This is a genomic window from Hydrogenophaga sp. GW456-12-10-14-TSB4 (assembly GCF_059424305.1).
Map to the genome: position 1 here is coordinate 35,460 of NZ_JBWKZH010000030.1, position 19,647 is coordinate 55,106.

At 70.9% G+C, this 19,647-nt stretch carries 25 protein-coding genes and 1 riboswitch; of the genes, 13 read left to right on the forward strand and 12 right to left on the reverse strand.

Annotated features, from left to right (window positions below; genetic code table 11):
- Window positions 1-133 precede the first annotated feature (133 nt).
- Both AC07ZS_RS15855 and AC07ZS_RS15860 read right to left on the reverse strand, forming a co-directional pair.
- Window positions 134-1,384: an MFS transporter gene (locus tag AC07ZS_RS15855; protein ID WP_494799488.1), complete on the reverse strand. Its 1,251-nt coding sequence runs from the start codon at window positions 1,382-1,384 to the stop codon at window positions 134-136.
- A 24-nt stretch (window positions 1,385-1,408) separates the two neighbouring features.
- Complete coding sequence (locus tag AC07ZS_RS15860; RefSeq protein WP_494799489.1) at window positions 1,409-1,621, reverse strand: hypothetical protein; 213 nt, start codon at window positions 1,619-1,621, stop codon at window positions 1,409-1,411.
- A 293-nt stretch (window positions 1,622-1,914) separates the two neighbouring features.
- Between AC07ZS_RS15860 and AC07ZS_RS15865 the strand changes: the two genes are divergently transcribed.
- From AC07ZS_RS15865 to AC07ZS_RS15880, 4 genes are all read left to right on the forward strand, one after another.
- Window positions 1,915-2,217 (forward strand): c-type cytochrome, encoded by a 303-nt coding sequence (locus AC07ZS_RS15865; protein ID WP_494799490.1) that lies wholly within the window; start codon window positions 1,915-1,917, stop codon window positions 2,215-2,217.
- Between the two features lie 12 nt (window positions 2,218-2,229).
- Window positions 2,230-3,507 (forward strand): FCSD flavin-binding domain-containing protein, encoded by a 1,278-nt coding sequence (locus tag AC07ZS_RS15870; RefSeq protein ID WP_494799491.1) that lies wholly within the window; start codon window positions 2,230-2,232, stop codon window positions 3,505-3,507.
- A 65-nt stretch (window positions 3,508-3,572) separates the two neighbouring features.
- Complete coding sequence (locus tag AC07ZS_RS15875; RefSeq protein ID WP_494799492.1) at window positions 3,573-4,370, forward strand: alpha/beta fold hydrolase; 798 nt, start codon at window positions 3,573-3,575, stop codon at window positions 4,368-4,370.
- Window positions 4,371-4,400: 30 nt separating this feature from the next.
- A riboswitch (TPP riboswitch) is annotated at window positions 4,401-4,509 on the forward strand.
- Window positions 4,510-4,580: 71 nt separating this feature from the next.
- A complete protein-coding gene (locus AC07ZS_RS15880) occupies window positions 4,581-5,882 on the forward strand; it encodes a purine-cytosine permease family protein (protein ID WP_494799523.1) in 1,302 nt (433 codons plus the stop codon).
- 26 nt (window positions 5,883-5,908) lie between these two features.
- On the opposite strand, the gene thiD is transcribed toward AC07ZS_RS15880, so the two are convergent.
- Window positions 5,909-6,748, reverse strand: coding sequence for a bifunctional hydroxymethylpyrimidine kinase/phosphomethylpyrimidine kinase (gene thiD, locus AC07ZS_RS15885; protein WP_494799493.1), 840 nt, complete (start codon window positions 6,746-6,748; stop codon window positions 5,909-5,911).
- 32 nt (window positions 6,749-6,780) lie between these two features.
- On the opposite strand from thiD, the gene AC07ZS_RS15890 reads away from it, so the two are divergent.
- From AC07ZS_RS15890 to AC07ZS_RS15905, 4 genes are all read left to right on the forward strand, one after another.
- Complete coding sequence (locus AC07ZS_RS15890) at window positions 6,781-7,863, forward strand: FAD-dependent oxidoreductase (RefSeq protein ID WP_494799494.1); 1,083 nt, start codon at window positions 6,781-6,783, stop codon at window positions 7,861-7,863.
- A 16-nt stretch (window positions 7,864-7,879) separates the two neighbouring features.
- Window positions 7,880-8,077, forward strand: a complete 198-nt coding sequence (thiS, locus tag AC07ZS_RS15895) for a sulfur carrier protein ThiS (RefSeq protein WP_291121245.1) — start codon at window positions 7,880-7,882, stop codon at window positions 8,075-8,077.
- A 19-nt stretch (window positions 8,078-8,096) separates the two neighbouring features.
- Complete coding sequence (locus AC07ZS_RS15900; protein WP_494799524.1) at window positions 8,097-8,909, forward strand: thiazole synthase; 813 nt, start codon at window positions 8,097-8,099, stop codon at window positions 8,907-8,909.
- A 61-nt stretch (window positions 8,910-8,970) separates the two neighbouring features.
- Window positions 8,971-9,891, forward strand: coding sequence for a thiamine phosphate synthase (locus AC07ZS_RS15905; RefSeq protein WP_494799495.1), 921 nt, complete (start codon window positions 8,971-8,973; stop codon window positions 9,889-9,891).
- Here the strand turns inward: AC07ZS_RS15905 and AC07ZS_RS15910 are convergent, their stop codons facing one another.
- Window positions 9,892-10,434 carry an MOSC domain-containing protein gene (locus tag AC07ZS_RS15910; RefSeq protein ID WP_494799525.1) on the reverse strand — a complete coding sequence of 181 codons (543 nt, stop codon included), beginning with the start codon at window positions 10,432-10,434 and terminating at the stop codon, window positions 9,892-9,894. It lies immediately after the preceding gene.
- 104 nt (window positions 10,435-10,538) lie between these two features.
- Here AC07ZS_RS15910 and AC07ZS_RS15915 point away from each other — a divergent pair, with 104 nt between their 5' ends.
- Window positions 10,539-11,132 (forward strand): glycine zipper 2TM domain-containing protein, encoded by a 594-nt coding sequence (locus AC07ZS_RS15915; RefSeq protein WP_494799496.1) that lies wholly within the window; start codon window positions 10,539-10,541, stop codon window positions 11,130-11,132.
- A 9-nt stretch (window positions 11,133-11,141) separates the two neighbouring features.
- Here AC07ZS_RS15915 and AC07ZS_RS15920 read toward each other — a convergent pair whose 3' ends face one another.
- The gene (locus AC07ZS_RS15920; RefSeq protein ID WP_494799497.1) at window positions 11,142-11,672 is read right to left on the reverse strand and encodes a hypothetical protein; all 531 of its coding nucleotides are present in this window, start codon (window positions 11,670-11,672) and stop codon (window positions 11,142-11,144) included.
- A gap of 101 nt (window positions 11,673-11,773) precedes the next feature.
- On the reverse strand, window positions 11,774-12,220 hold the full coding sequence (locus AC07ZS_RS15925; protein WP_494799498.1) for a hypothetical protein: 447 nt from the start codon (window positions 12,218-12,220) through the stop codon (window positions 11,774-11,776).
- A gap of 110 nt (window positions 12,221-12,330) precedes the next feature.
- On the opposite strand from AC07ZS_RS15925, the gene AC07ZS_RS15930 reads away from it, so the two are divergent.
- The gene (locus AC07ZS_RS15930; RefSeq protein ID WP_494799499.1) at window positions 12,331-12,564 is read left to right on the forward strand and encodes a SlyX family protein; all 234 of its coding nucleotides are present in this window, start codon (window positions 12,331-12,333) and stop codon (window positions 12,562-12,564) included.
- Here the strand turns inward: AC07ZS_RS15930 and AC07ZS_RS15935 are convergent.
- From AC07ZS_RS15935 to AC07ZS_RS15960, 6 genes are read right to left on the reverse strand one after another with little or no spacing between them, the layout of a single operon-like run.
- Window positions 12,558-13,145, reverse strand: a complete 588-nt coding sequence (locus AC07ZS_RS15935; protein WP_494799526.1) for a flavin reductase family protein — start codon at window positions 13,143-13,145, stop codon at window positions 12,558-12,560. The genes AC07ZS_RS15930 and AC07ZS_RS15935 overlap by 7 nt on opposite strands.
- A 28-nt stretch (window positions 13,146-13,173) precedes the next feature.
- Window positions 13,174-13,863, reverse strand: coding sequence for an enoyl-CoA hydratase/isomerase family protein (locus tag AC07ZS_RS15940; protein WP_494799500.1), 690 nt, complete (start codon window positions 13,861-13,863; stop codon window positions 13,174-13,176).
- 30 nt (window positions 13,864-13,893) lie between these two features.
- On the reverse strand, window positions 13,894-14,634 hold the full coding sequence (locus AC07ZS_RS15945; RefSeq protein ID WP_494799501.1) for an SDR family oxidoreductase: 741 nt from the start codon (window positions 14,632-14,634) through the stop codon (window positions 13,894-13,896).
- Window positions 14,631-15,089, reverse strand: a complete 459-nt coding sequence (locus AC07ZS_RS15950; protein WP_494799502.1) for a carboxymuconolactone decarboxylase family protein — start codon at window positions 15,087-15,089, stop codon at window positions 14,631-14,633. Before AC07ZS_RS15950 ends, AC07ZS_RS15945 begins: the two co-directional genes overlap by 4 nt.
- A 44-nt stretch (window positions 15,090-15,133) precedes the next feature.
- Complete coding sequence (locus AC07ZS_RS15955) at window positions 15,134-16,039, reverse strand: RNA polymerase sigma-70 factor (protein ID WP_494799503.1); 906 nt, start codon at window positions 16,037-16,039, stop codon at window positions 15,134-15,136.
- Window positions 16,040-16,082: 43 nt separating this feature from the next.
- Complete coding sequence (locus AC07ZS_RS15960) at window positions 16,083-17,240, reverse strand: aromatic ring-hydroxylating oxygenase subunit alpha (RefSeq protein WP_494799504.1); 1,158 nt, start codon at window positions 17,238-17,240, stop codon at window positions 16,083-16,085.
- Between the two features lie 108 nt (window positions 17,241-17,348).
- On the opposite strand from AC07ZS_RS15960, the gene AC07ZS_RS15965 reads away from it, so the two are divergent.
- From AC07ZS_RS15965 to AC07ZS_RS15975, 3 genes are read left to right on the forward strand one after another with little or no spacing between them, the layout of a single operon-like run.
- Window positions 17,349-17,891 carry a hypothetical protein gene (locus AC07ZS_RS15965; protein WP_494799505.1) on the forward strand — a complete coding sequence of 181 codons (543 nt, stop codon included), beginning with the start codon at window positions 17,349-17,351 and terminating at the stop codon, window positions 17,889-17,891.
- On the forward strand, window positions 17,891-18,862 hold the full coding sequence (locus AC07ZS_RS15970; RefSeq protein ID WP_494799506.1) for a diacylglycerol/lipid kinase family protein: 972 nt from the start codon (window positions 17,891-17,893) through the stop codon (window positions 18,860-18,862). Before AC07ZS_RS15965 ends, AC07ZS_RS15970 begins: the two co-directional genes overlap by 1 nt.
- On the forward strand, window positions 18,859-19,647 hold the full coding sequence (locus AC07ZS_RS15975) for a metallophosphoesterase family protein (RefSeq protein WP_494799507.1): 789 nt from the start codon (window positions 18,859-18,861) through the stop codon (window positions 19,645-19,647). The genes AC07ZS_RS15970 and AC07ZS_RS15975 overlap by 4 nt, the downstream gene beginning before the upstream one ends.

The following is a 19,647-nucleotide window of genomic DNA, read 5'->3' on the forward strand; positions in this document are numbered from 1 at the left end:
CGCTGCTGGTCCCGCGGGGTTGTGCCTCGGCGCCGGCAGCACCACCGCAGCGGCCAATCGATCAACCTGAGGCGGTGCCCCAACCCAAAGTGGCGGCGCGCTATCGCTTTTTGCTGCACCCCGCCGTGGCGGTTCACCCGCGCGAATCGAGCCGCTGCCGGCGCGCGAGCTGCGGGAAGAAGCGGCGCCAGAGCAAGGCCAGCAGGCAGGTCGCCGAGCCGCCCAGCACCACCGCGGCCACCGGCCCCACCAGCGTGGCCGCCGCCCCCGACTGGAACTCGCCGAGCTGGTTGCTCGCGCCGATGAACACCGAGTTGACCGCGCTCACCCGTCCGCGCATCTCGTCGGGCGTCTCCAGCTGCACCAGGGTCTGGCGGATCACCACGCTGACCATGTCGGCCGCGCCGTTGACCATCAGCGCCAGCATGGAAAGCCAGAACAGCTTGGACAACCCGAAGGTGATGGTGGCCAGGCCGAACACTGCCACCGAGAGCAGCAGCTTGAAGCCCACGCGCGTGGACGGCGGGTTGCGCATCAGGTAGAGCGACATCGCCAGCGCGCCCACCGCCGGGGCGGCGCGCAGCCAGCCCAGCATGCCGGGGCCGCCCTCCAGGATCTCGCGCGCGTAGATCGGCAGCAGGGCGATCGCGCCGCCGAACAGCACGGCAAACAGGTCGAGCAGGATCGCGCCCAGGATGATGGGCCGCTGCGCGATGAAGCGCACGCCGGCGAACAGGTCGTCGACCGAGGCCCCGCGCGAGACGGCCTTGCGCGGCACCATGCGCAGGCGCGCCACCAGCAGCATGGCCACCACGCACAGCACGGTGGAGGTGGCGTAGACCACCTCGATGCCCAGCACCATCAGCATGCCGCCGATGGCCGGCCCGACGATCACGCTGGCCTGCGAGCCGGTGGACGAGGCCGCCATGGCGCGGCTCAGCAGGCGCGGTGGCACCGTGGTTGGCGTGGTGGCCTGCAGCGCCGGCATCTGGAACGCCCGCGCCGCGCCCAGCGCGAGCGAGGCCAGCAGCAGGTGCTCGCGCCCCAGCCCGCCGAGCCAGGAGCCCAGCGAAAGCCCGGCCGCCATCACGGCCTGCAGCAGCAGGCACAGCGCCATGATGCGCGAGCGGCTCCAGCGGTCCGCCGCCAGGCCCGCCGGCAGGGTGAGCAGCAGCACCGGCAGGAACTGGTACAGGCCCACGAGCGCCAGCGCCCAGGGGTCGCGGGTCATGTCGTACATCTGCCAGCCGATGGCCACCAGCACCATCTGGATGCCGATGGTCCAGGCCACGCGCGCGCACAGCAGCAGGCGGAAGGGAACGATGCGCAGCAGGGCCGCCACGTCGGACGGCTCGGGCGGCGCCGAGGGAAGGGCTGAGGTCATGGGGGCGGGAAAGGCGCGGGCGGCTCAGGGCCGGCCGGCGATGGCGTCGGCGTTGCGCCTGAGGCTCTTGAGAAAGGCGTCCTGTACTTCGGTGGGTTTCCAGTCGTGGTGGCGGGTGATGCCCACCGTCGGCTCGCTCCAGGGTACCACCACCGGCAGCGGCGCGAGCAGGCCGAAGCGGCGCTCGCTGAGAGCCTCGGTCCAGCTTAGGTCGGCCAGTCTGGTTGTGTGCTTCACGCTGAATGTCTCCTCGTTTGTTCGTGATTGGGGCTGCGCAGATCCGCGACCCCGCGTTGGTTGGCGAGGTGGATTCTTCTTGGCATGGCCTTCGCGCGCCAATCCAAAAGCCGCCCGGGGTCATCGCTTTTGGCTGTACCGGCCGGCCTAGGGTTTTCACGCTGAAGGGCCCCCGGACGCACTGCTAGGATGAAGAATTTACATATTCGCAATGGCTGATAGATAGGCGCAGAAGGGGCCGTCTGCTACAGTTTTGGATGCATTTACATTTCAACACCCCACTGGAGATCACGATGGTGAAAACAATGAAATGGCTGGCGGCGGGCGTGCTCTGCGCCGCCGCCATGGGAGCGCAAGCCCAGGTCAATCAGATCAAGGTGTGGGCCGCGGCCTGCGCCAACTGCCACGGCACCGATGGCCGCGCACAACCCGGCGCCATCGCGCTGGCCGGCCAGGGCAAGGACGACCTGCTGCAGAAACTGCTGGACTTCAAGGCCGGCAAGCGGCCCGCGACCATCATGCACCAGCTCGCCAAGGGCTACACCGATGAACAGCTGGCCGACATCGCCGGCTATTTCGCCGCCCAGAAGAAGTAAGGAGCCCACACCATGCAACGCCGTCAATTCGTTCAAACGCTGGGGGCCGGTTCGGCCGTCGCCAGCCTGGGTCTCCTGAATGGCTGCGCCACCACCGGCAGCGGCGCCAAGGTCGTCGTGGTCGGCGGCGGCTATGGTGGCGCCACCGCCGCCAAGTACGTCCGCCTGTTCTCGGACCACGGCATCGACGTGACCCTGGTCGAGCCCAACGCGGCCTTCGTTTCCTGCCCCATCTCCAACCTGGTGCTCGGCGGCCACAAGACCATGGCCGACATCACCACGCCGTACGACAACCTGAGCAAGCGCCACGGCGTGAAGGTGGTGCGCGACATGGTGGCCAGCATCGACCCGGCCAAGCGCACGGTCAAGCTGGCCAGCGGTGGCGAGCTGCCCTACGACCGCCTGATCCTCTCGCCCGGCATCGACTTCATGTGGGACACCCTGCCCGGCATGGCCAAGCCCGGCGCGACCGACAAGGTGCTGCACGCCTGGAAGGCCGGCCCGCAGACCGTGGCCTTGCGCCAGCAGCTCGAAGCCCTGCCCGACGGCGGCGTGTACGCCCTGTCCATCCCGCTGGCACCCTACCGCTGCCCGCCCGGCCCGTACGAGCGCGCCTGCATGGTGGCAAGCTACTTCAAGAAAGCCAAGCCCAAGAGCAAGGTCATCATCTTCGACGCCAACGACGACATCACCTCGAAGAAGGGCCTGTTCATGAAGGCCTGGGACGAGCACTACAAGGGCCTCATCGAGTACCGGCCCAAGCACAAGGTGGTGGACGTGGACGCCGCCACCAACACGCTGAAGTTCGAGTTCAACGACGACTTCAAGGCCGGCGTGGCCAACGTGCTGCCCACGCAGCGCGCGGGCGACATCGCCGTGAAGACCGGCCTGGCCACCGCCAACGCGCGCTGGTGCGAGGTGGACTTCCTGACCTTCGAGTCCAAGGCCGCGAAGAACATCCACGTGCTCGGCGATGCAATCCAGATCGCGCCCGGCATGCCCAAGTCGGGCCACATGGCCAACCAGCACGGCAAGACCTGCGCGGCCGCCGTGGTCTCGCTGCTGCAGGGCAAGGAAGCGCCCTCGCTGCCGATCTACGCCAACACCTGCTACAGCTTCGTCACCGCCACCGACGTGGTGCACGTGGCCAGCGTGCACAAGTACGACGCGGCGCAGAAGACCATGCTGGCGGTGCCCGGCTCGGGCGGCCTGTCCAGCGCGGCAAGCGAGCTCGAAGGGCAGTACGCCATGGCCTGGGCGCGCAACATCTGGGCCGATTCGCTGGCCTGATCCCCCGCCCCGTGAAAGCCCCGCTCGCGGGGCTTTTTCTTGTCCGTTGTCCGTCGAGGAGTCCCATGAAACGCCGTTCCTTCGCTTCGCTCGCCCTGCTGCCCCTGTTCGCGCGGCCCGCCCTGGCGGCCGAGCGCATCGGGGTGCTGATGCTGCACGGCAAGAACCCGGGCGGCCCGGCCAGCCCACAGTACGGGCCCGTGAAGACGGCGATGGAAAAGCAGGGCTGGCTCGTCTCGCTGCCCGACATGCCCTGGTCGCGCAACCGCTACCTGCAAGGCCATTGGGACGGCGCCATGGCCGAGATCGCCCAGCACGTGAAGGCCCTGCAGGACCAGGGCGCCACGCGCATCGTGCTCATGGGCCACAGCATGGGCGTGCCGGCCGCCATGAGCCATGCCGCGCGCGGCGGCACCGCGCACGCGCTGGTGCTGCTCGCCCCGGGCCACGTGCCGCAGGGCTACTTCACCCTGCCCAGCCTCACGGCGGTGCGCGACAGCATCCAGACCGCACGGGAGCTCGTGGCCGCCGGCAAGGGCGATGAAAGCCAGCGCTTCATGGACATCAACCAGGGCCGGCAACAACCCGTCATCACCACGGCGAAAAACTTCCTCTCGTACTTCGACCCCGAGTCGGACGCCGACATGGGCGTGACCGCACCGAAGCTGCCGCCGGGCCTGCCCGTGCTCACCGCGGTCGGGGAGAAGGACCCCTTGTTCACCCGCGTGCGCGCCTACTACGTCGACAAGCTGCCGGCGAACCCGAAGACACAGTTGCTGGAAGTCCCGGGCGGCCACCTGGACACGCCCCAGGTGGCGCTCGACCAGGTCATGCAGTGGGTTCCCCAGGCGATCGGGGCCTGAGCCGTATACTTCGTTCCGCGCCGTTGCTGGCGCATCCGCTAGGGGTGTTGCCCCGGGTTTTCCGCCCGGGTGCGACTGAGAGAGTCCCTTTGAACCTGATTGAGGTAATCCTCGCGCAGGGAAGCAGGCCGGATACCGCCGCCGCACCGCGCCGCAGGGCATCCGGCCCAGCCCACCTGCTTCAACACTGCTTGGAGCGTTTCCATGTCGATGAACCCTTCCCCGGCCAACCAGGCCCTGACCCCCGTGCCGCAAGGCAACCGGGTCTTCCACTTCCACGAACACGCCGCCCTCTGGTTCAGCCTGGGCACCGGCTTGCTGGTGATGCAGATCGGCGCCTACCTCGTGCCCGCCGTGGGCACGCGCGACGCGGTCATCGCCATCGTGCTGGGCTCGCTGATCGGTGCCGGTCTGCTGGCCTGGACGGCGCGCCTGGGCTGCCAGACCGGCCTGTCCAGCGCCGGCCTGATGCACGCCACCTACGGCAGCGCCTTCGCGCGCCTGCCGGTGCTGCTCAACATCGCGCAGCTGGTCGGCTGGACCACCTTCGAGCTGGTCATCATGCAGGAAGGCACGGTCGCCATCCTGAAGCAGGCATTGGGCGCCGAACCCGGCGGCCTGCTCGACGGCACCGGCGGCAAGCTGCTGGCCACGCTGCTCTGGGGCGGCGTGCTCACCGCGCTCATGGCCGGCTCCATGCTCACGCTGGTGCGCCGCTTCGTGAGCCGCTTCGGCCTGCCGCTGGTGATCGCCTCGCTGGCCTGGCTCACCTGGCAGTTCGGCACGCGCCTGCAGGCGCAAGGTTTTGAAGGCTTCTGGAACCGCCCGGGTGCGGGCGGCATGGGCCTGTTCTCGGCCATGGACCTGGTGATCGCGATGCCGGTGTCCTGGCTGCCGCTGGTGGCCGACTACGCGCGCCACGGCAAGCGCACCGCCAGCACGCTGGGCGGCACCTGGCTGGGCTATGCGCTGGCCAACATCTGGTGCTACGCGCTGGGCGTGCTGGTGGTCAGCACGGTGGAACCGGGCACCAACCTGGTGGGCTCGCTGCTGCTCGCGCAGGGCGGCCTGATCGCGCTCGGCCTGATCCTGCTCGACGAAATGGACAACGCCTACGGCGACGCGCACTCGGGCGCGGTCTCGGTGCACAGCCTGCGCCCGCGCTGGAGCATCCGCGCCGCCGGCCTGGGTTTCGCGGTGGTCTGCACCGGCCTCGCGCTGCTGCTGCCCATGCACACGCTGGAACCCTTCCTGCTGCTGCTCAGCTCGGTGTTCGTGCCGCTCTACGGCGTGATCCTGGGCCGCCTGGGCTCGGGCGCGACCATCGGCTCGAACCGCACGGTGGACTGGAGCGCCGCCGCCCTGTGGGTGCTGGGCATCGCCTGCTACCACCTGCTGTCGAATTTCGCGCCACAGCTCGGTTCGGCCCTGCCCACGCTGGCGCTGACCTTTGTGCTCGCCGCGCTGTCGCGGCCGCGCAATGCCGGCGGGCTCAGCCCGGCACGGGCCTGACCCTCATGCCGCCGCGCCGCTTCGCCTCAGCCCCGGGGCCGCTTGTGCAGCGCAAGCGGTGCGTGGCCGTGGTTGAGCGGCCCGTGGCCGGCGCCGGTGTACACATCGGAGCCTTCGGCGATGGCCTGCAGGATGTAGCTGCGCGCCTGGGCCACGGCCTGGCCCAGCGGCTTGCCGAGCGCGAGGTAGGCCGCGATGGCCGACGACAGCGTGCAGCCCGTGCCGTGCGTGTTGCGGCTCGCGATGCGCGGCGAGGCCAGGCGTTGCGCGGTCCCGTCGGCGCTCACCAGCAGGTCGGCGACCTCGTCGCCCGGCAGGTGGCCGCCCTTGAGCAGCACCGCCCTGGCGCCCAGCGCGAGCAGGTCGCGCGCGGCGGCGTCGAGCTCGCCCGCGTCGGCAATCGGCCGGCCCAGCAGCAGCGCGGCCTCGTCCAGGTTGGGCGTGACCACCGTGGCCAGCGGGAACAGCTCGTCCACCAGCACCTGCACCGTGTCGGGCGCGATCAGGCGGTCGCCGCTGGTGGCCACCATCACCGGGTCGAGCACCACCTGCTTCACCTCGTAATGCCGCAGCGCCCAGGCCACCGTTCGCACGATGTCGGGCGCGTGCAGCATGCCGATCTTCACCGCATCCACCCCGATGTCGTCGAGCACCGCGCTCAGTTGCGCCTTGAGCATCTCGGGCGGCACGCCGTGGATGCCGCTCACGCCCAGCGTGTTCTGCGCGGTCAGCGCGGTGATCGCCGTCATGCCGTAGCAGCCCAGGGCCGCGAAGGTCTTGAGGTCGGCCTGGATGCCGGCGCCCCCGCCGCTGTCGGAGCCGGCGATGGAGAGGACGCGGGTGTAACGTTGCGCTTCGTTGCTCATGGCGCGCATTGTGGCAGCGCCGAAAGCCCCTCATGAATCTTTCCCCCAACAAACCCGACGCGGTGGTGCTCGGCGCCGGCCTCATGGGCCGGCTGCTGGCCTGCGCATTGGCGCAGCGCGGGCACCGCGTCGAAGTGATCGACGCGGGCGGGCCCGAGGCCGCGCACGCCGCCGCCCGCGTGGCCGCCGCCATGCTCGCGCCGCTGGCCGAATCGGCCGTCACCGAACTCAACGTGGTCCGCATGGGCCAGCACGCGCTCACGCGCTGGCCGCAGCTGCTGGCCGCGCTGGAGCGCCCGGTGTTCTTTCAGCAGAGCGGCACGCTGGTGCTCTGGCACCGCCAGGACGCGGCCGAGGCCGAACGCTTCGCCGGCCAGCTCGCGCGCACCAGCGCCGCCCTGCCCTCGCTGCCGCAGGCGCAGCGCCTGGACGGTGCCGCGCTCACCGCGCTGGAGCCGGCCCTGGCCCACCGCTTCGCGCAAGGCCTGTACCTGCCCGACGAAGGCCAGCTCGACAACCGCGAGCTGCTCGCCGCGCTCGCGCACCAGATGCAGGTGCTGGGCGTCACGGTGCGCTGGCACACGGCGCGCACGCCCGATGAAGTGGACCCGGGCCCGCACGCCTGGCTGTTCGACTGCCGGGGCCTGGGCGCCCAGCCGCAATGGCCCGCCTTGCGTGGGGTGCGCGGCGAGGTCGCGCGCATCCACGCACCGGGCGTGAGCCTCTCGCGCCCCACCCGCCTGGTGCATCCGCGCTACCCACTGTACATCGCGCCCAAGCAGGACGGCCTGTTCGTGATCGGCGCGACCGAGATCGAGTCCGACGACCTCTCGCCCGCCAGCGTGCGCTCCACGCTGGAGCTGCTCAGCGCGGCCTACACCGTGCACCCGGGCTTCGGCGAAGCCCGCATCGTCGAGCTGGGTGTGCAGCTGCGCCCCACCCTGCCCGACAACCTGCCCGCGCTGCGCCTCACCGGGCCGCGCAGAATGGCGATCAACGGCCTGTACCGCCATGGCTTCATGATCGCGCCGGCCGTGCTGGACGCGGCGCTCGAAGTGATGGACCAGGGCCACTCACCGCTGGCCGATGCCCTCGGCCTGGCGGTCATCCGCTGAACGAACGGAACCTCGCATGAATGTGATCATCAACCAGGAAACCCGCGAACTGCCCGAAGGCGCCACGCTGGCCGATGCCCTGCTCGTCTGGGAGCCGCCGGCCGTGTTCGCTGCCGCCGTCAACCTGCAGTTCGTGCCCCGCACCGGCTACGCGCAGCACCGGCTCAACGACGGTGACCGCATCGAAATCATCGCCCCCATCACCGGGGGCTGAGGAGAGACCCGCCATGGACATGAACACCCCACCGCTCACCCAGGAAGACCCGCTGGTGCTCTACGGCGAGACCTTTGCCGGCCGCCTGCTGCTGGGCACCTCGCGCTACCCCTCGCCCGCCACGCTGGAAGCCGCCGTGAAGCGCTCGCAGCCTGCCATGCTCACCGCCTCGCTGCGCCGCCAGGGCGCCGCGCAGCCCGAGGCCGGCGCGGCGTTCTGGAAGCTGCTGCAGGAACTGGCCGTGCCGGTGCTGCCCAACACCGCAGGCTGCCACACCACGCAAGAGGTGATCACCACCGCGCAGATGGCGCGCGAGGTGTTCAACACGCCGTGGATCAAGCTCGAACTCATCGGCGACGACTACAGCCTGCAGCCCGACACGCTCAACCTCGTGGACTGCGCGCGCCAGCTGATCAACGACGGCTTCAAGGTGCTGCCGTACTGCACCGAAGACCTGGTGCTGTGCCAGCGCCTGGTGGACGTGGGCTGCCAGGCCGTGATGCCCTGGGCCGCGCCCATCGGCACCGGCCAGGGCCCGGTGAACCCCTACGCCATGCGCCTGCTGCGCGAGCGCCTGAGCGTGCCGCTGATCGTGGACGCCGGCCTGGGCCTGCCCTCGCACGCCTGCACCGTGATGGAATGGGGCTTCGACGCGGTGCTGCTCAACACCGCCGTGGCGCTCGCGCAGTCGCCGGTGGACATGGCCGGGGCCTTCGCCGACGCCGTGCGCGCCGGCCGCGCCGCCTTCCGCTCGGGCGCCATGCAGCCCCAGGCCAGCGCACAGCCCAGCACGCCCGTGATGGGCACCCCGTTCTGGCACCACGGCTCATGAGCGCAGCGCAAGGCCGCTCCCAAACAAGCTCGCACCGCAGTGCGCCGCACGGAGGTTTCACATGAGCATCACCGTCAGCTCCACCGAAGCGATGGCCCAGGCCATCGTGGATGCGCACCGCGCCACGCTCGCCCTGCCCGTGGCGGCCCATGCGGTGCCGCCCGCGCCCGCCTCCGACGACCCGGTGTTCGTCGCCGCGCTGCAGGCCGCGCACGAGCTCGGCTTCATCGACATCGACGCCGTGTGCGTGGCGCGCGCCTGGTCCACCCGCGCGCGTCGCACCGGCCGCCTCGACGCCGAACACTGGCCCGACGAGCCGGCCGATTTCGACATCGCGCCGTTCCCGCGCGAGCACGCCTTCGCACCCTGCCCGCCCGAGCTCGGCCTCTATGCCGTGATGCCCGACGCGGACTGGACGGTGCGCATGGCGCGCGCCGGCGTGCCCACGGTGCAACTGCGCTTCAAGTCCGGCGATGCGCAGGCCATCCGCGCCGAGATCCGCGCTGCCGTGACCGGCGTGCAGGGCACGGGCGCGCTGCTGTTCATCAACGACCACTGGCAGGAGGCCATCGAGGCCGGCGCCTATGGCGTTCACCTGGGCCAGGAAGACCTGCAGGCCATGGCCCCGGAAGACCTGGCCGCCATCCGGCGCGCCGGCCTGCGCCTGGGCCTGAGCACGCACGGCTACGCCGAGATGCTGATCGCCGACCGCCACAACCCCAGCTACATCGCCATGGGCGCGGTGTTTCCCACCACGCTCAAACAGATGGCCACCGCGCCCCAGGGCACGGGCCGCCTGCGCGCCTACGCGCCCCTGCTGCGCGGGGTCACGCACATGGCGATCGGCGGCATCGACCTCGGCAACCTGCCCCAGGTGCTGAAGAGCGGCGTGCGCTCGGTGGGCGTGGTGCGCGCCCTCATGGCCGCGCCCAACCTGAATGCGGCGGTGGCCGAGTGGAAGGCTGCGCTGTCGCGCGACTGATCAGACCGGCCGCAGCGGCACGTGCGGGCCGGCGGCCGGCAGCACCCGGATGCGGTCCTGCGCGGAGACCGTGCCGCCGTGCAGCACCACCGCCATCACCCCGGCCTTGCGCACCAGTTCGCCGTCGGCCGTGTGCTCGAGCACGGCGGCCTTCAGGCCGGGCTGAAAGCGGTCGATCTGCACGCAGGGGTTGCGCAGGCCCGTGATGCGCACCCGGGCCTCGGCGCCCAGCTGCAACACGGCGCCGGTGGAGAGTTCCAGCAGATCGATGCCCTCGGTGGTGATGTTCTCGCCCAGGTCGCCCGGGTGCACCACGTGCCCCTGACTTGCCAGGGCCTTGAACAGCTCGGCCTGCAACAGGTGCACCTGCCGCAGGTTGGGCTGGCTCGGGTCGCGCGCCACGCGCGAGAGGTGCTGCACCGTGGCGCCGCAATGCGCATCGCCCTCCACGCCCAGGCCTTCGAGCAGGGTGATGGCATGCACCCGCTCCTTGGAGAAGTGGTGCAGGCGGCTGCGGTGGACCGCGATCACACAGGCGTTCACGTTCATGGTGTTGCGGGCGCCGTCCGTGCCCTGGCGCACAGACCCGCCCTGCGGACGAAGAGCACATTGGAACGCATGAACCTGTCCTCACACAAGGAGCGACCATGAACCTCTTTTCCCACCGATGGAATGCATCGCCTCGCCACGCCCTGCTGGCGAGTGCCGCTGTGGCCGTGCTCGGTCTGGCCGGCTGCGGCTCCCGTCCACCCGCCGGCAACCAGGCCTACCCGCCGCCGGTCTACCAGAACCCGTCAGCGGGCCAGCCCGTGTCGCCCGACTACAGCCGCCGCGCCAACGAAGCGCTGTACGAAGTGCCGGTGAGTTCGTCGCGCGCGGTCTACGGTCCCGGCGGACAACGCTGCTGGATCGAACGCGAGGAAGTCGAGCGCCGGCGCAGCGTGCCGGGCGCCATCGTCGGCGGTGTCATCGGCGGCATCCTGGGCCACCAGATCGGCGGCGGCAGCGGCCGGGACATCGCCACCGTGGGCGGCGCGGTGGCCGGCGCGGCCGTCGGCTCGAACGTCGGCCGCAACAACCCGCAGACGCAGGACGTGCAGCGCTGCACCAACGTCAGCGACGGCGCGCCGGCTTACTGGGACGTGAGCTACGTGTTCCGGGGCGTGCAGCACCAGGTGCAGATGACGCAGGCGCCCGGCCGCACGATCCTGGTCAACGGGAACGGCGAGCCGCGCATCTGAGGCCCCGGCTCACCCGCCGTCGGCCACGTGGCGGGCGGCGCGCCGGACATCCGTCAGCCGGGTCCGCATGACCAGGGCGGGCCGTTCCCCCTCCAGCCACTCGTTGGGTGTCACGAACCACAGCGCCATCCCCACCGGATCCAGCGCGCCCGAGAGTTCCGCACACACCATGGGGACTTCCGGATGCAGGGCCGCGCGCGGCAGGTCGAACTGGAACATCGGCAGAACGATGCCCCAAGGGCTCTCCATCGACAGTGCCATGCCCGAGACGATCCATCGCGCCACCAGCGACACGGGCTGGGAGACCAGCGGCTCGTCGTGCCCCAGGGTTTGCTGCCGGATGAGATCGGCCAGCTCGTCGCCGACAACCAGCCCGCCCGTGTCGGCAAACGCCGCTGCCATCAATCGCCATCGGTCCGGTTCGATCGCGACGGGGGGTTTGATCGCCCTGAACCGGTGGACGGGAGCGGCGGCAGGCAGGTAAAGATCGGCCATGGAATCCCCCAGCAAGATGGCCCTGCGCGCGGTGCGCGAGGTCATCCAAGAATGCCCAGGCCGGCGGCCGGGGTTGACCGCATGACACGCATTGACATGAGGGGGGCACACGCCGGCCCCCAGCGAGCACAAAACGCCGTGAGGGCTCAGCCGCCCAAGGCCACGTACCGGTCGGCCCGAGCGGCCTGCCGGACCGCCGGCAGCATGTTCCGCAAGGCCACGGCGGGCCGCTCGCCGTGCAGCCACTCGTTGGGCGTGACAAACCAGAGCGCCAGTTCCGCGCCTTCCAGCACGCCGTGCAATTCCGCCAACACCACAGGCACCCCCGGGTGCAGGGCCGCGCGCGGCAGATCGAACTGGAACACGGGCAGCATATGGCCCCACGGGCTTTCGATCGACACCACCGAACGCGAGACGATCCATTGCGCGACGAGCGAAACCGGCTCACGGAGGCGATCGGCGAGTTCGTCGCCGCTGATCAGGCCGCCAGTGTCGGCGAAGGCCGACGCGGTCGCCATCCATTGGCAGGACGACGGGCGGTCATCATCGACCACCGTGCTGCGAAACCAGGTCGAGGCAGGCGCATCGGGCATGGAAACTCCTCCGGGCGTGGGCTGCCTCGCAGCTTGAGGCGAGGCCCCTCACCCGTCTGTGCGATGGCACACAATGGCTGGCGCCCCGCGTCTTGTCGTCCAATAGGGGGATGACAACGACCTCCCCCTCCCCCGGCGCCGACACCGAGCGGCGCCTGACCGAATTGGAAATCAAGGCCAGCTACGCCGACGACCTGCTCGACACGCTCAACCAGCTGGTGGCGAGCCAGCAGGCGCAGATCGACCTGCTGCTGCGCGAAATCGGCCGCCTGCGCCAGGGCGGCGAGCCGAGCGCCGCGCCGGTCGTGCGCAATCTGCGCGACGAACTGCCCCCGCACTACTGACCGCCGCCGACCTGCAGCGATGCGCCCGTGGCGTAGAACTGCCCGCCGGCCACGTAGTGCAGGGTGCGCAGCTGGTCGGGCGCACCGTCGAAATGCCAGCGCCCGGCGCGGAACACGCGCTCGTCCGCCCAGGCACCCACCACCTCGCCGATGAACAGGTCGTAGGCCGTCTGGTTGTGCGGTTCGGGAATCAGCCGGCACGCCAGCCAGGCCACGCAGCCCTCCACCAGGGGCAGGGCTTCATGGCCGGGGGCGTGAAAGGTCTTCACCCCGTGGCGCGCGAGCTTGTCCGGCACGGTGAGTGCGCTGTCGCTGCCCACGCCGAAGGCGAGCGCGGCCAGACCCACCGGCGGCACACACAGCGCAAAAGCGCCGCTGCCCTCCACCAGCGCGCGGGTGCGCGTGGCCTTGTCGATCACCACCGTCACCTTCGGCGGTGAAAAATCCAGCGCGCAGGCCCAGGCGGCCGACATCACGTTGACCTCGCCCGCATGGGCCGAGGACACGAGCACCGTGGGGCCGTGGTTGATGAGGCGGTAGGCCTTGTCGAGTGCGACGGGCGTGAAATGGGGCAGGGGCATGGGGCTCATGCCGACGATTGTGCCGACCTCAACCCTCGCCCAGGCGCTGGTGCACCTGTGCTTCCCGCGCCAGCGCTGCGTCGAAGTCCCCCAGGTGTTCCCGGTGCACCAGTTGCTTGACCTCGGCCAGCAGCGCCGGGCTGCTGCGCGCGAGCCGCTGCGCCAGCTGGCGCGCCTGGTCCGCCAGCGCCTCGTCGTCCACCACCTGCCACACCAGGCCCCAGCGCTCGGCGTCCACCGCGCCCAGCTCCTGCCCCAGCATCAGCAGGCCCTTGGCCTTCTGCAGGCCGATCAGGCGCGGCAGCAGCGCGGCCACGCCGCCGGTGCCGAACAGGCCCACCTGCACCTCGGGCAGCACGAAGCGCGCCCCGCGCGCGGCCACGGTGAGGTCGCCGTTGAGCATCAACTCGAAGCCCGCGCCCACCACCCAGCCCTGCACCGCCGTCACCACCGGCTGGGGGCAGCGCACCAGCAGCGAGGCCAGGGCCTGCAGGGTATCGACGAACGCGGGGGTGGGCGGGTCGTCGCGGTCCTTGCCGGCGCAGAAAGCGCGCCCCTCGCCGGTGAGCAGGATCGCGCGCACCGCCGGGTCGGCCACGCCGGCCTGCAACGCCGACAACAGGTCGCGCGCAAGGGCCAGCGTGAGCGCGTTGAGGCGTTCGGGTCGGTTCAGGCGCAGTTCGAGCACGCCCGCGTCAAGGGTCTGGATCAGGTGCATGGGCCAGAGCGTACACGCGGGGCTGGCCTGTCAGGTCGACAACCACTGAGCCAGAGACACCTTCCCGATGCGCGCGCCCGGGCCGGGCATCAGCGCGTCGCCCACCAGCGGCGAGCCGAAGTAGGTGGCCCGCGGGTCCGACACCACCTCGCGCGGGTCCTGGCGCGCCTGGAACACCTGGCGGACCAGCCGGTCCAGCGGCACGGCCTCGGGCCCCGCCACTTCGCAGGTGCCGTTGAGCGGGGCCTGCACGGCCACGTCCGCCAGGGCCGCGGCCACGTCGCTCGCCGCGATGGGCTGCAGCGGCGCCGAGGGCAGGCGCACGGTCTGCCCTTCGGTGGCCACGTGGGCGATCGACATCAGGAACTCGTGGAACTGGGTGGCGCGCACGATGGTGTAAGGCACACGCCCTTCCAGGATCAGCGCTTCCTGCGCCACCTTGGCACGGAAATAGCCGCTCGCGGGCACGCGCTCCGAGCCCACCACCGACAGGGCCACGAAGTGCCCCACGCCGGCGCGCGCACTCGCGTCCAGCAGGTTGCGGGTGGAGGCGCGGAAGAAGTGCATCACCGCCTCGTCCTCGAAGGACGGTGAATTGCTCACGTCCACCACCACTTGCGCACCGGCCAGGGCCTCGCTCAGGCCCTCGCCGGTGACGGCGTTGACACCCGACGAGGGCGAGGCCGCCGTCACCGCGTGGCCGGCCTGCCGCAGCAGGGTGCTGAGTTGTCTGCCGATGAGGCCGCTGCCTCCGATGACCACGATGTTCATGCGATCTCCTTGTCGGCCACGGGGGCGTGCATGCCCACGGCCATGCGGTTCCAGGCGTTGATCTGCGCGATGGTCCAGCACAGCTCGACGATCTCCTGGTCGCTGAGCTGGCCTTGCAGTTGCTCGAAATCGGCGTCGTGGCTGCCGTGGTTCGCCGTCAGGCGGGTCAGGGACTCGGCCCAGTTCAGCGCGGCGCGCTCGCGCTCGCTGTACAGGCCGGTCTCGCGCCAGGTCACGAGGCTGTTGATGCGCTGCCAGCGTTCGCCGTGCTTGCGCAGGTCGCGCACGTGCATGTCCACGCAGAAGGCGCAGCCGTTGAGCTGCGAAACGCGGGTCTTCACGAGCTCGATCAGGATGGGGCCGAGCGAGGAGCCGGCGGTGGTGGCGCCGACGGCGGCCATGGCCTGGTAGGCCTTGGGGGCGATCTCGGTCCAGGGGAGTCGGGGTGATTTCATGCTTCGTCTTTCAGAGGGGTTGGGGAACACACCTCTGAAGACGGTCAGGGCCTCGGGTTTGTGACAGCCAGGTCGCGGCCCAACGCGGCGGCAATGCGCGCGAGCTTGTCGGGGTTGCGCTGCACGTGCAGGCGCAGGATGCGCTCGCCGTCGGTCACGAAGGACTGCGCCGATTCCAGCCCGCCCCGGATGAAGCGCAGCAGGCCCCATTGCCCGTTGAGCACCACGACCTCGAAGCGCACGCCCTCGCCGAAGCGCCGGTGCGTGGCGTAGAAGAGCTGTGCAATGCGCCGCCCGCCCACCAGCGGCACGCCGAAACTCGGCACCTTGCCCCCGCCGTCGCCGATCAGCTGGGCGTCCTCGGCCAGCAGCGACTGCAGCCTGTCGAACTGCCCGGTGGCGGCTGCGTCGGCAAAGCCGCGCAGCAGGCGCAGCTGGGCCTCGCGCGGCACGATGTGGCGCGGCCGGTCGTCCTGCAGCTGCGCCTTGGCCCGGTGCACGATCTGGCGGCAGGCGCTCTCGGTCTTGCCCAGCGCCTCGGCCACCTCGCCGTAGTCGGCGTCGAACACCTCGCGCATCAGGAAGGCCGCGCGCGCCTCGGGCGCGAGCCGCTCCAGCATGGCCAGAAAGGCCACCGACACGTCGTCGGCGCGCTCCAGCAGCTGCTCGGGCGTCACCGGCGCGTCGGCCATCAGGGGCTCGGGCAGCCAGGTGCCGATGTAATGCTCGCGCTGCACCTTGGCGCTGCGCAGGCGGTCGATCGCCAGGCGCGTGGTAACGGTGACCAGCCAGGCCTCGCTGCTGTCCAGGTCGGCGTGCGCGGCCTCGTGCCAGCGCAGCCAGGCGTCCTGCACCACCTCCTCGGCCTCGGCCGGCGAGCCCAGCATGCGGTAGGCGATGCCCTGCAGCCGGGGGCGCAGGCGGTTGAAGGTGGTGGTGGGATCGTTCATGACAGCCTAGACGGATGAGCCCCCGCGTTTGTGACACCCCACGCTATGTGCCATCGCCCGCCATGCGCTGCACCGAGGCGTGGAACGCCTCGCAGGCGAACTCGTTCTCGCCGAAGCACAGGGCCTCGTTTGCCCCGCTGTCCAGGCCGCGCTGCATGCTGGCCGCGAGCGCGAAGTCCTCGTCGATCGCGGTCCAGAACATGTCGAAGTTGCGCTGCCAATAACTGTCGCTGCGGGTGGCCAGGTGCTGGCGCGGCGCGATGAGCCAGCCGTCCACCTCCGTGGTGGCGGCGTCGGCGGGCGAGAGTGCGAAAGCGTTGATGTGGTCGCCCTCCCAGAGCAGCAGGGTGCTCGGGAACAGGAAGTAGATGGTGTTGATGGTCTTCGCGAAGCCCTCCAGCGTGGCCGGCGGTTCGCTCAATTCCTCGAAGCTGCGCTTGGGCAACACGATGCGCTGGTGGTCGCCCACCTGGTCGTGCACCACCACGTTGTCGTGGAACAGGTAGGCGATGGTCTCGCGGTGGGCGTAGGCGAAGTGGTAGCTCTCCAGGTTGGCGTCGAGCACCAGCTTCCAGTTCGAGGCCTGGGTGAAACGGCGGTGGCGCTGCGCGCGCGCGGCGTCATCGAAACCCAGGCCGTCGATCTCCTCGCCCAGCGGGCCGAAGTACGCCGCCCAGTCGAACGCGGGCAAGGCGGTCGCCACCACCCAGACCAGGCCGAAGCGCTGCACGCAGGGCAGCTCGACCAGGCCGGAAGCGGCCTTGGGCGCGTGGGGGAAATCGCGGTCGTGCGGGCGGCCGATGCAGGCGCCGTCGTTGCCGTAGGTCCAGCTGTGGTACGGGCAGACGAAGCGCTCGCGCCCCTGGCCGCAGGCGCCTTCGGGCACCAGCGCCGCGCCCCGGTGGCGGCACACGTTGATGAAGGCGCGCAGCTGCCCGTCGGCATGGCGGGCGAGCAGCACCGGCACGCCATGCACCGAACGCGCCAGCCAGTCGCCCGGCGCCTGCAGCGCGGCCGCGTCCGCCACCGCCTGGGGCAGGCGGCGCAGCGCGGTCAGCTCGCGCTGGTGGCGTGCAGGGTCGAGGTAGCGCGCCACGGGCGACCAGCTGCCGGGCAGACGCTGGCGGTGTCCTCCATTCAGCGTGGCCTTCACGCGATCGAACAGCTGGGCGGCGGGGGGGGTGGGCAGGGGCGCGTTCATGCCCGCCATCATCGCCAGCCCGAGCCCCCTGCGCCATGGGGGTTTTGACGGACGCTGGGGTACAGTGTCCGGAACACCCCCCGGGGTTTCAACCCGACAAGGATGACCATGTCCCTCGTTCGCTGGCTTGCCGGTCTGATGCTCGTGCTCTCCTCCCTGTCGACCCAGGCCGCCGGCCCGGTCGACTGCCAGCGGGCCGACGCGGCCTGCAAGACGGCCTGTCCCATGGACACCCGCCGCGCGGCCTGTTACCAGGACTGCCACACGAAAGACCAGGCCTGCCGCGGCGGGCCGGCACCGTCGAAGAACGCCGCCATGCCGCCGCCCCCCGCGGCGCGCCCGGCCGCGCCCGCGGCCCAACCCGGCGTCAACCCGGTCACCCGCCCACGCGAACTGGCTGAATCCGGCGCGTGCAAGGCCAACGCGGCGTCGTGCCAGGCCGCCTGCGTCGGAGCCTCGGCGAACCCGGGCTCGGCGGCGGGCTTCCAGCACATGGAATGCGTGCGCCAATGCAAGGTGGACCAGGCGCTCTGCGGCAGCCGCGGCGCGGAAGTGGAGCGTGGCGCCCGCCTGCCCGACGGCCGCTGCGCGCCGAGGTACCAGGAGATGGGCGAACCGGGCAAGGGCAGCTGCATGGGCCCCTTCAACTGATGGACCCCAGCCCCCGCCTGGACCTGACGGCCCCCCTGCACTTCGTCATCAACAGCCGCTCCGGCAGCCAGGACGGCGACGGCACGCGCGCGACCATCGAGGCTGCGCTGCGCGCCTCGGGCCGGCCCGGCCAGCTGCATGTGTGCGAACCGGCCGATCTGCCGCGCCGCACGGCCGAGCTGGCGCGGCAGGCGCGCGAAACGAACACCGCCATCGTGGCCGTGGGCGGCGACGGCACCATCAACACCGTGGCCCAGGCCGCCCACGCCGCCGGCTGCGCCCTGGGCGTGATCCCGCGCGGCACCTTCAACTACTTCGCGCGCACGCACGGCATCGCCACCGACGTGGCCGACGCCATGGCGCAGTTGCTCGGCGCGCGGCCCGAGCCGGTGCAGGTGGCCGCCGTCAACGAGCACCTGTTCCTGGTCAACGCCAGCCTGGGCCTGTACCCCGACCTGCTGGAGGACCGCGAGGTCTGGAAGAACCGTTTCGGTCGCAGCCAGGGGGTGGCGATCTGGGCGGCCTTCGCCACGCTGTTTCGCGCGCAGCGGCACCTGAAGCTGCGCATCGGCCTGGACGGCGCGCAGCGCGAGGTGAAGACTCTCACCCTGTTCGTGGGCAACAACCGCCTGCAGCTGGAGCAGGTGGGCATGGTGGAAGGCCAGCGACCCGACGGCGCGCGCGACAACGGCCGCGTCACGGCGGTGATGCTCAAGCCCATCGGCACCTTGGCCCTGCTGCGCCTGATGTGGCAAGGCGCCATGGGCACACTCGGCGAGGCCGACGACATCGAGCACTTCGAGTTCCAGCAGATGGTGGTGCGCGCGCCAGCGGTGGCGGGTGCGCGGCGCCTGAAGGTCGCGGTCGACGGTGAAGTCATGCGCATGAAAACGCCGCTGGATGTGCGCGTGCTGCCGGTGCCCCTGTTCCTGCTCAAACCGGCACCCGCCGATCGCGAGGCCCCCGCTTGAGCACGATCCTGCAGGTCTCGGACCCCCACTTCGGCACCGAGCGGGCGCCGGTGGTGCGGGCCCTGGTGCAGCTGGCCCAGCGGCTGCGGCCGGACCTCGTGGTGCTCTCGGGCGACATCACCCAGCGCGCCCGCGCCCGCCAGTTCGAGGCCGCGCGCCGTTTCATGGACCAGCTGGGCGCGCCCCGGCTGGTGATCCCGGGCAACCACGACATCCCGTTGTTCAACGGCTGGGCCCGGCTGATGCGGCCCTACGCCGGCCACCGCGCGGCCTTCGGCGACGAACTCGAACCGGAGTTCAGTTCCACCGGGCTGATGGTGCTGGCGGTGAACACCACGCGCGCGCACCGGCACAAGAACGGCGAGGTGTCGGTGGCGCAGGTCGCGCGCGTGGCAGCGCGGCTGGCCGAGGCCACACCGGCCCAGTTGCGCGTGGTGGTGGTGCACCAGCCGATCGACGTGCAACGACCGCAGGACGAGCCGGACCGCCTGATCGGCCACGCCGCCGCGCAGGACGCCTGGGCCGCCGCCGGGGCCGACCTCGTGATGGGCGGCCACATCCACCTGCCCTATGTGATGCCCCTGCCCGGCCTGGCGCGGCCCCTGTGGGCGGTGCAGGCCGGCACGGCCGTGTCGCGCCGCGTGCGGCCCGGCGCGCCCAACTCGGTGAACCTGGTGCGCTGGCACGCGGTCGAGCGCGCCTGCGCCATCGAGCAGTGGGATTTTTCGGCCACCGAACAGGCCTTCGTGCAGGTCCGCGTGACGCGCCTGCAACCGGCGCGCTGA

What these genes read in the sequence shown, in the direction of transcription:
- AC07ZS_RS15855 (WP_494799488.1), bottom strand. Translation starts at nt 1,384, where the DNA reads ATGACCTCAGCCCTTCCCTCGGCGCCGCCCGAGCCGTCCGACGTGGCG.
- AC07ZS_RS15865 (WP_494799490.1), top strand. Translation starts at nt 1,915, where the DNA reads ATGGTGAAAACAATGAAATGGCTGGCGGCGGGCGTGCTCTGCGCCGCC.
- AC07ZS_RS15870 (WP_494799491.1), top strand. Translation starts at nt 2,230, where the DNA reads ATGCAACGCCGTCAATTCGTTCAAACGCTGGGGGCCGGTTCGGCCGTC.
- AC07ZS_RS15875 (WP_494799492.1), top strand. Translation starts at nt 3,573, where the DNA reads ATGAAACGCCGTTCCTTCGCTTCGCTCGCCCTGCTGCCCCTGTTCGCG.
- AC07ZS_RS15880 (WP_494799523.1), top strand. Translation starts at nt 4,581, where the DNA reads ATGAACCCTTCCCCGGCCAACCAGGCCCTGACCCCCGTGCCGCAAGGC.
- thiD (WP_494799493.1), bottom strand. Translation starts at nt 6,748, where the DNA reads ATGAGCAACGAAGCGCAACGTTACACCCGCGTCCTCTCCATCGCCGGC.
- AC07ZS_RS15890 (WP_494799494.1), top strand. Translation starts at nt 6,781, where the DNA reads ATGAATCTTTCCCCCAACAAACCCGACGCGGTGGTGCTCGGCGCCGGC.
- thiS (WP_291121245.1), top strand. Translation starts at nt 7,880, where the DNA reads ATGAATGTGATCATCAACCAGGAAACCCGCGAACTGCCCGAAGGCGCC.
- AC07ZS_RS15900 (WP_494799524.1), top strand. Translation starts at nt 8,097, where the DNA reads ATGAACACCCCACCGCTCACCCAGGAAGACCCGCTGGTGCTCTACGGC.
- AC07ZS_RS15905 (WP_494799495.1), top strand. Translation starts at nt 8,971, where the DNA reads ATGAGCATCACCGTCAGCTCCACCGAAGCGATGGCCCAGGCCATCGTG.
- AC07ZS_RS15915 (WP_494799496.1), top strand. Translation starts at nt 10,539, where the DNA reads ATGAACCTCTTTTCCCACCGATGGAATGCATCGCCTCGCCACGCCCTG.
- AC07ZS_RS15920 (WP_494799497.1), bottom strand. Translation starts at nt 11,672, where the DNA reads ATGACCTCGCGCACCGCGCGCAGGGCCATCTTGCTGGGGGATTCCATG.
- AC07ZS_RS15925 (WP_494799498.1), bottom strand. Translation starts at nt 12,220, where the DNA reads ATGCCCGATGCGCCTGCCTCGACCTGGTTTCGCAGCACGGTGGTCGAT.
- AC07ZS_RS15930 (WP_494799499.1), top strand. Translation starts at nt 12,331, where the DNA reads ATGACAACGACCTCCCCCTCCCCCGGCGCCGACACCGAGCGGCGCCTG.
- AC07ZS_RS15935 (WP_494799526.1), bottom strand. Translation starts at nt 13,145, where the DNA reads ATGCCCCTGCCCCATTTCACGCCCGTCGCACTCGACAAGGCCTACCGC.
- AC07ZS_RS15940 (WP_494799500.1), bottom strand. Translation starts at nt 13,863, where the DNA reads ATGCACCTGATCCAGACCCTTGACGCGGGCGTGCTCGAACTGCGCCTG.
- AC07ZS_RS15945 (WP_494799501.1), bottom strand. Translation starts at nt 14,634, where the DNA reads ATGAACATCGTGGTCATCGGAGGCAGCGGCCTCATCGGCAGACAACTC.
- AC07ZS_RS15950 (WP_494799502.1), bottom strand. Translation starts at nt 15,089, where the DNA reads ATGAAATCACCCCGACTCCCCTGGACCGAGATCGCCCCCAAGGCCTAC.
- AC07ZS_RS15955 (WP_494799503.1), bottom strand. Translation starts at nt 16,039, where the DNA reads ATGAACGATCCCACCACCACCTTCAACCGCCTGCGCCCCCGGCTGCAG.
- AC07ZS_RS15960 (WP_494799504.1), bottom strand. Translation starts at nt 17,240, where the DNA reads ATGAACGCGCCCCTGCCCACCCCCCCCGCCGCCCAGCTGTTCGATCGC.
- AC07ZS_RS15965 (WP_494799505.1), top strand. Translation starts at nt 17,349, where the DNA reads ATGTCCCTCGTTCGCTGGCTTGCCGGTCTGATGCTCGTGCTCTCCTCC.
- AC07ZS_RS15970 (WP_494799506.1), top strand. Translation starts at nt 17,891, where the DNA reads ATGGACCCCAGCCCCCGCCTGGACCTGACGGCCCCCCTGCACTTCGTC.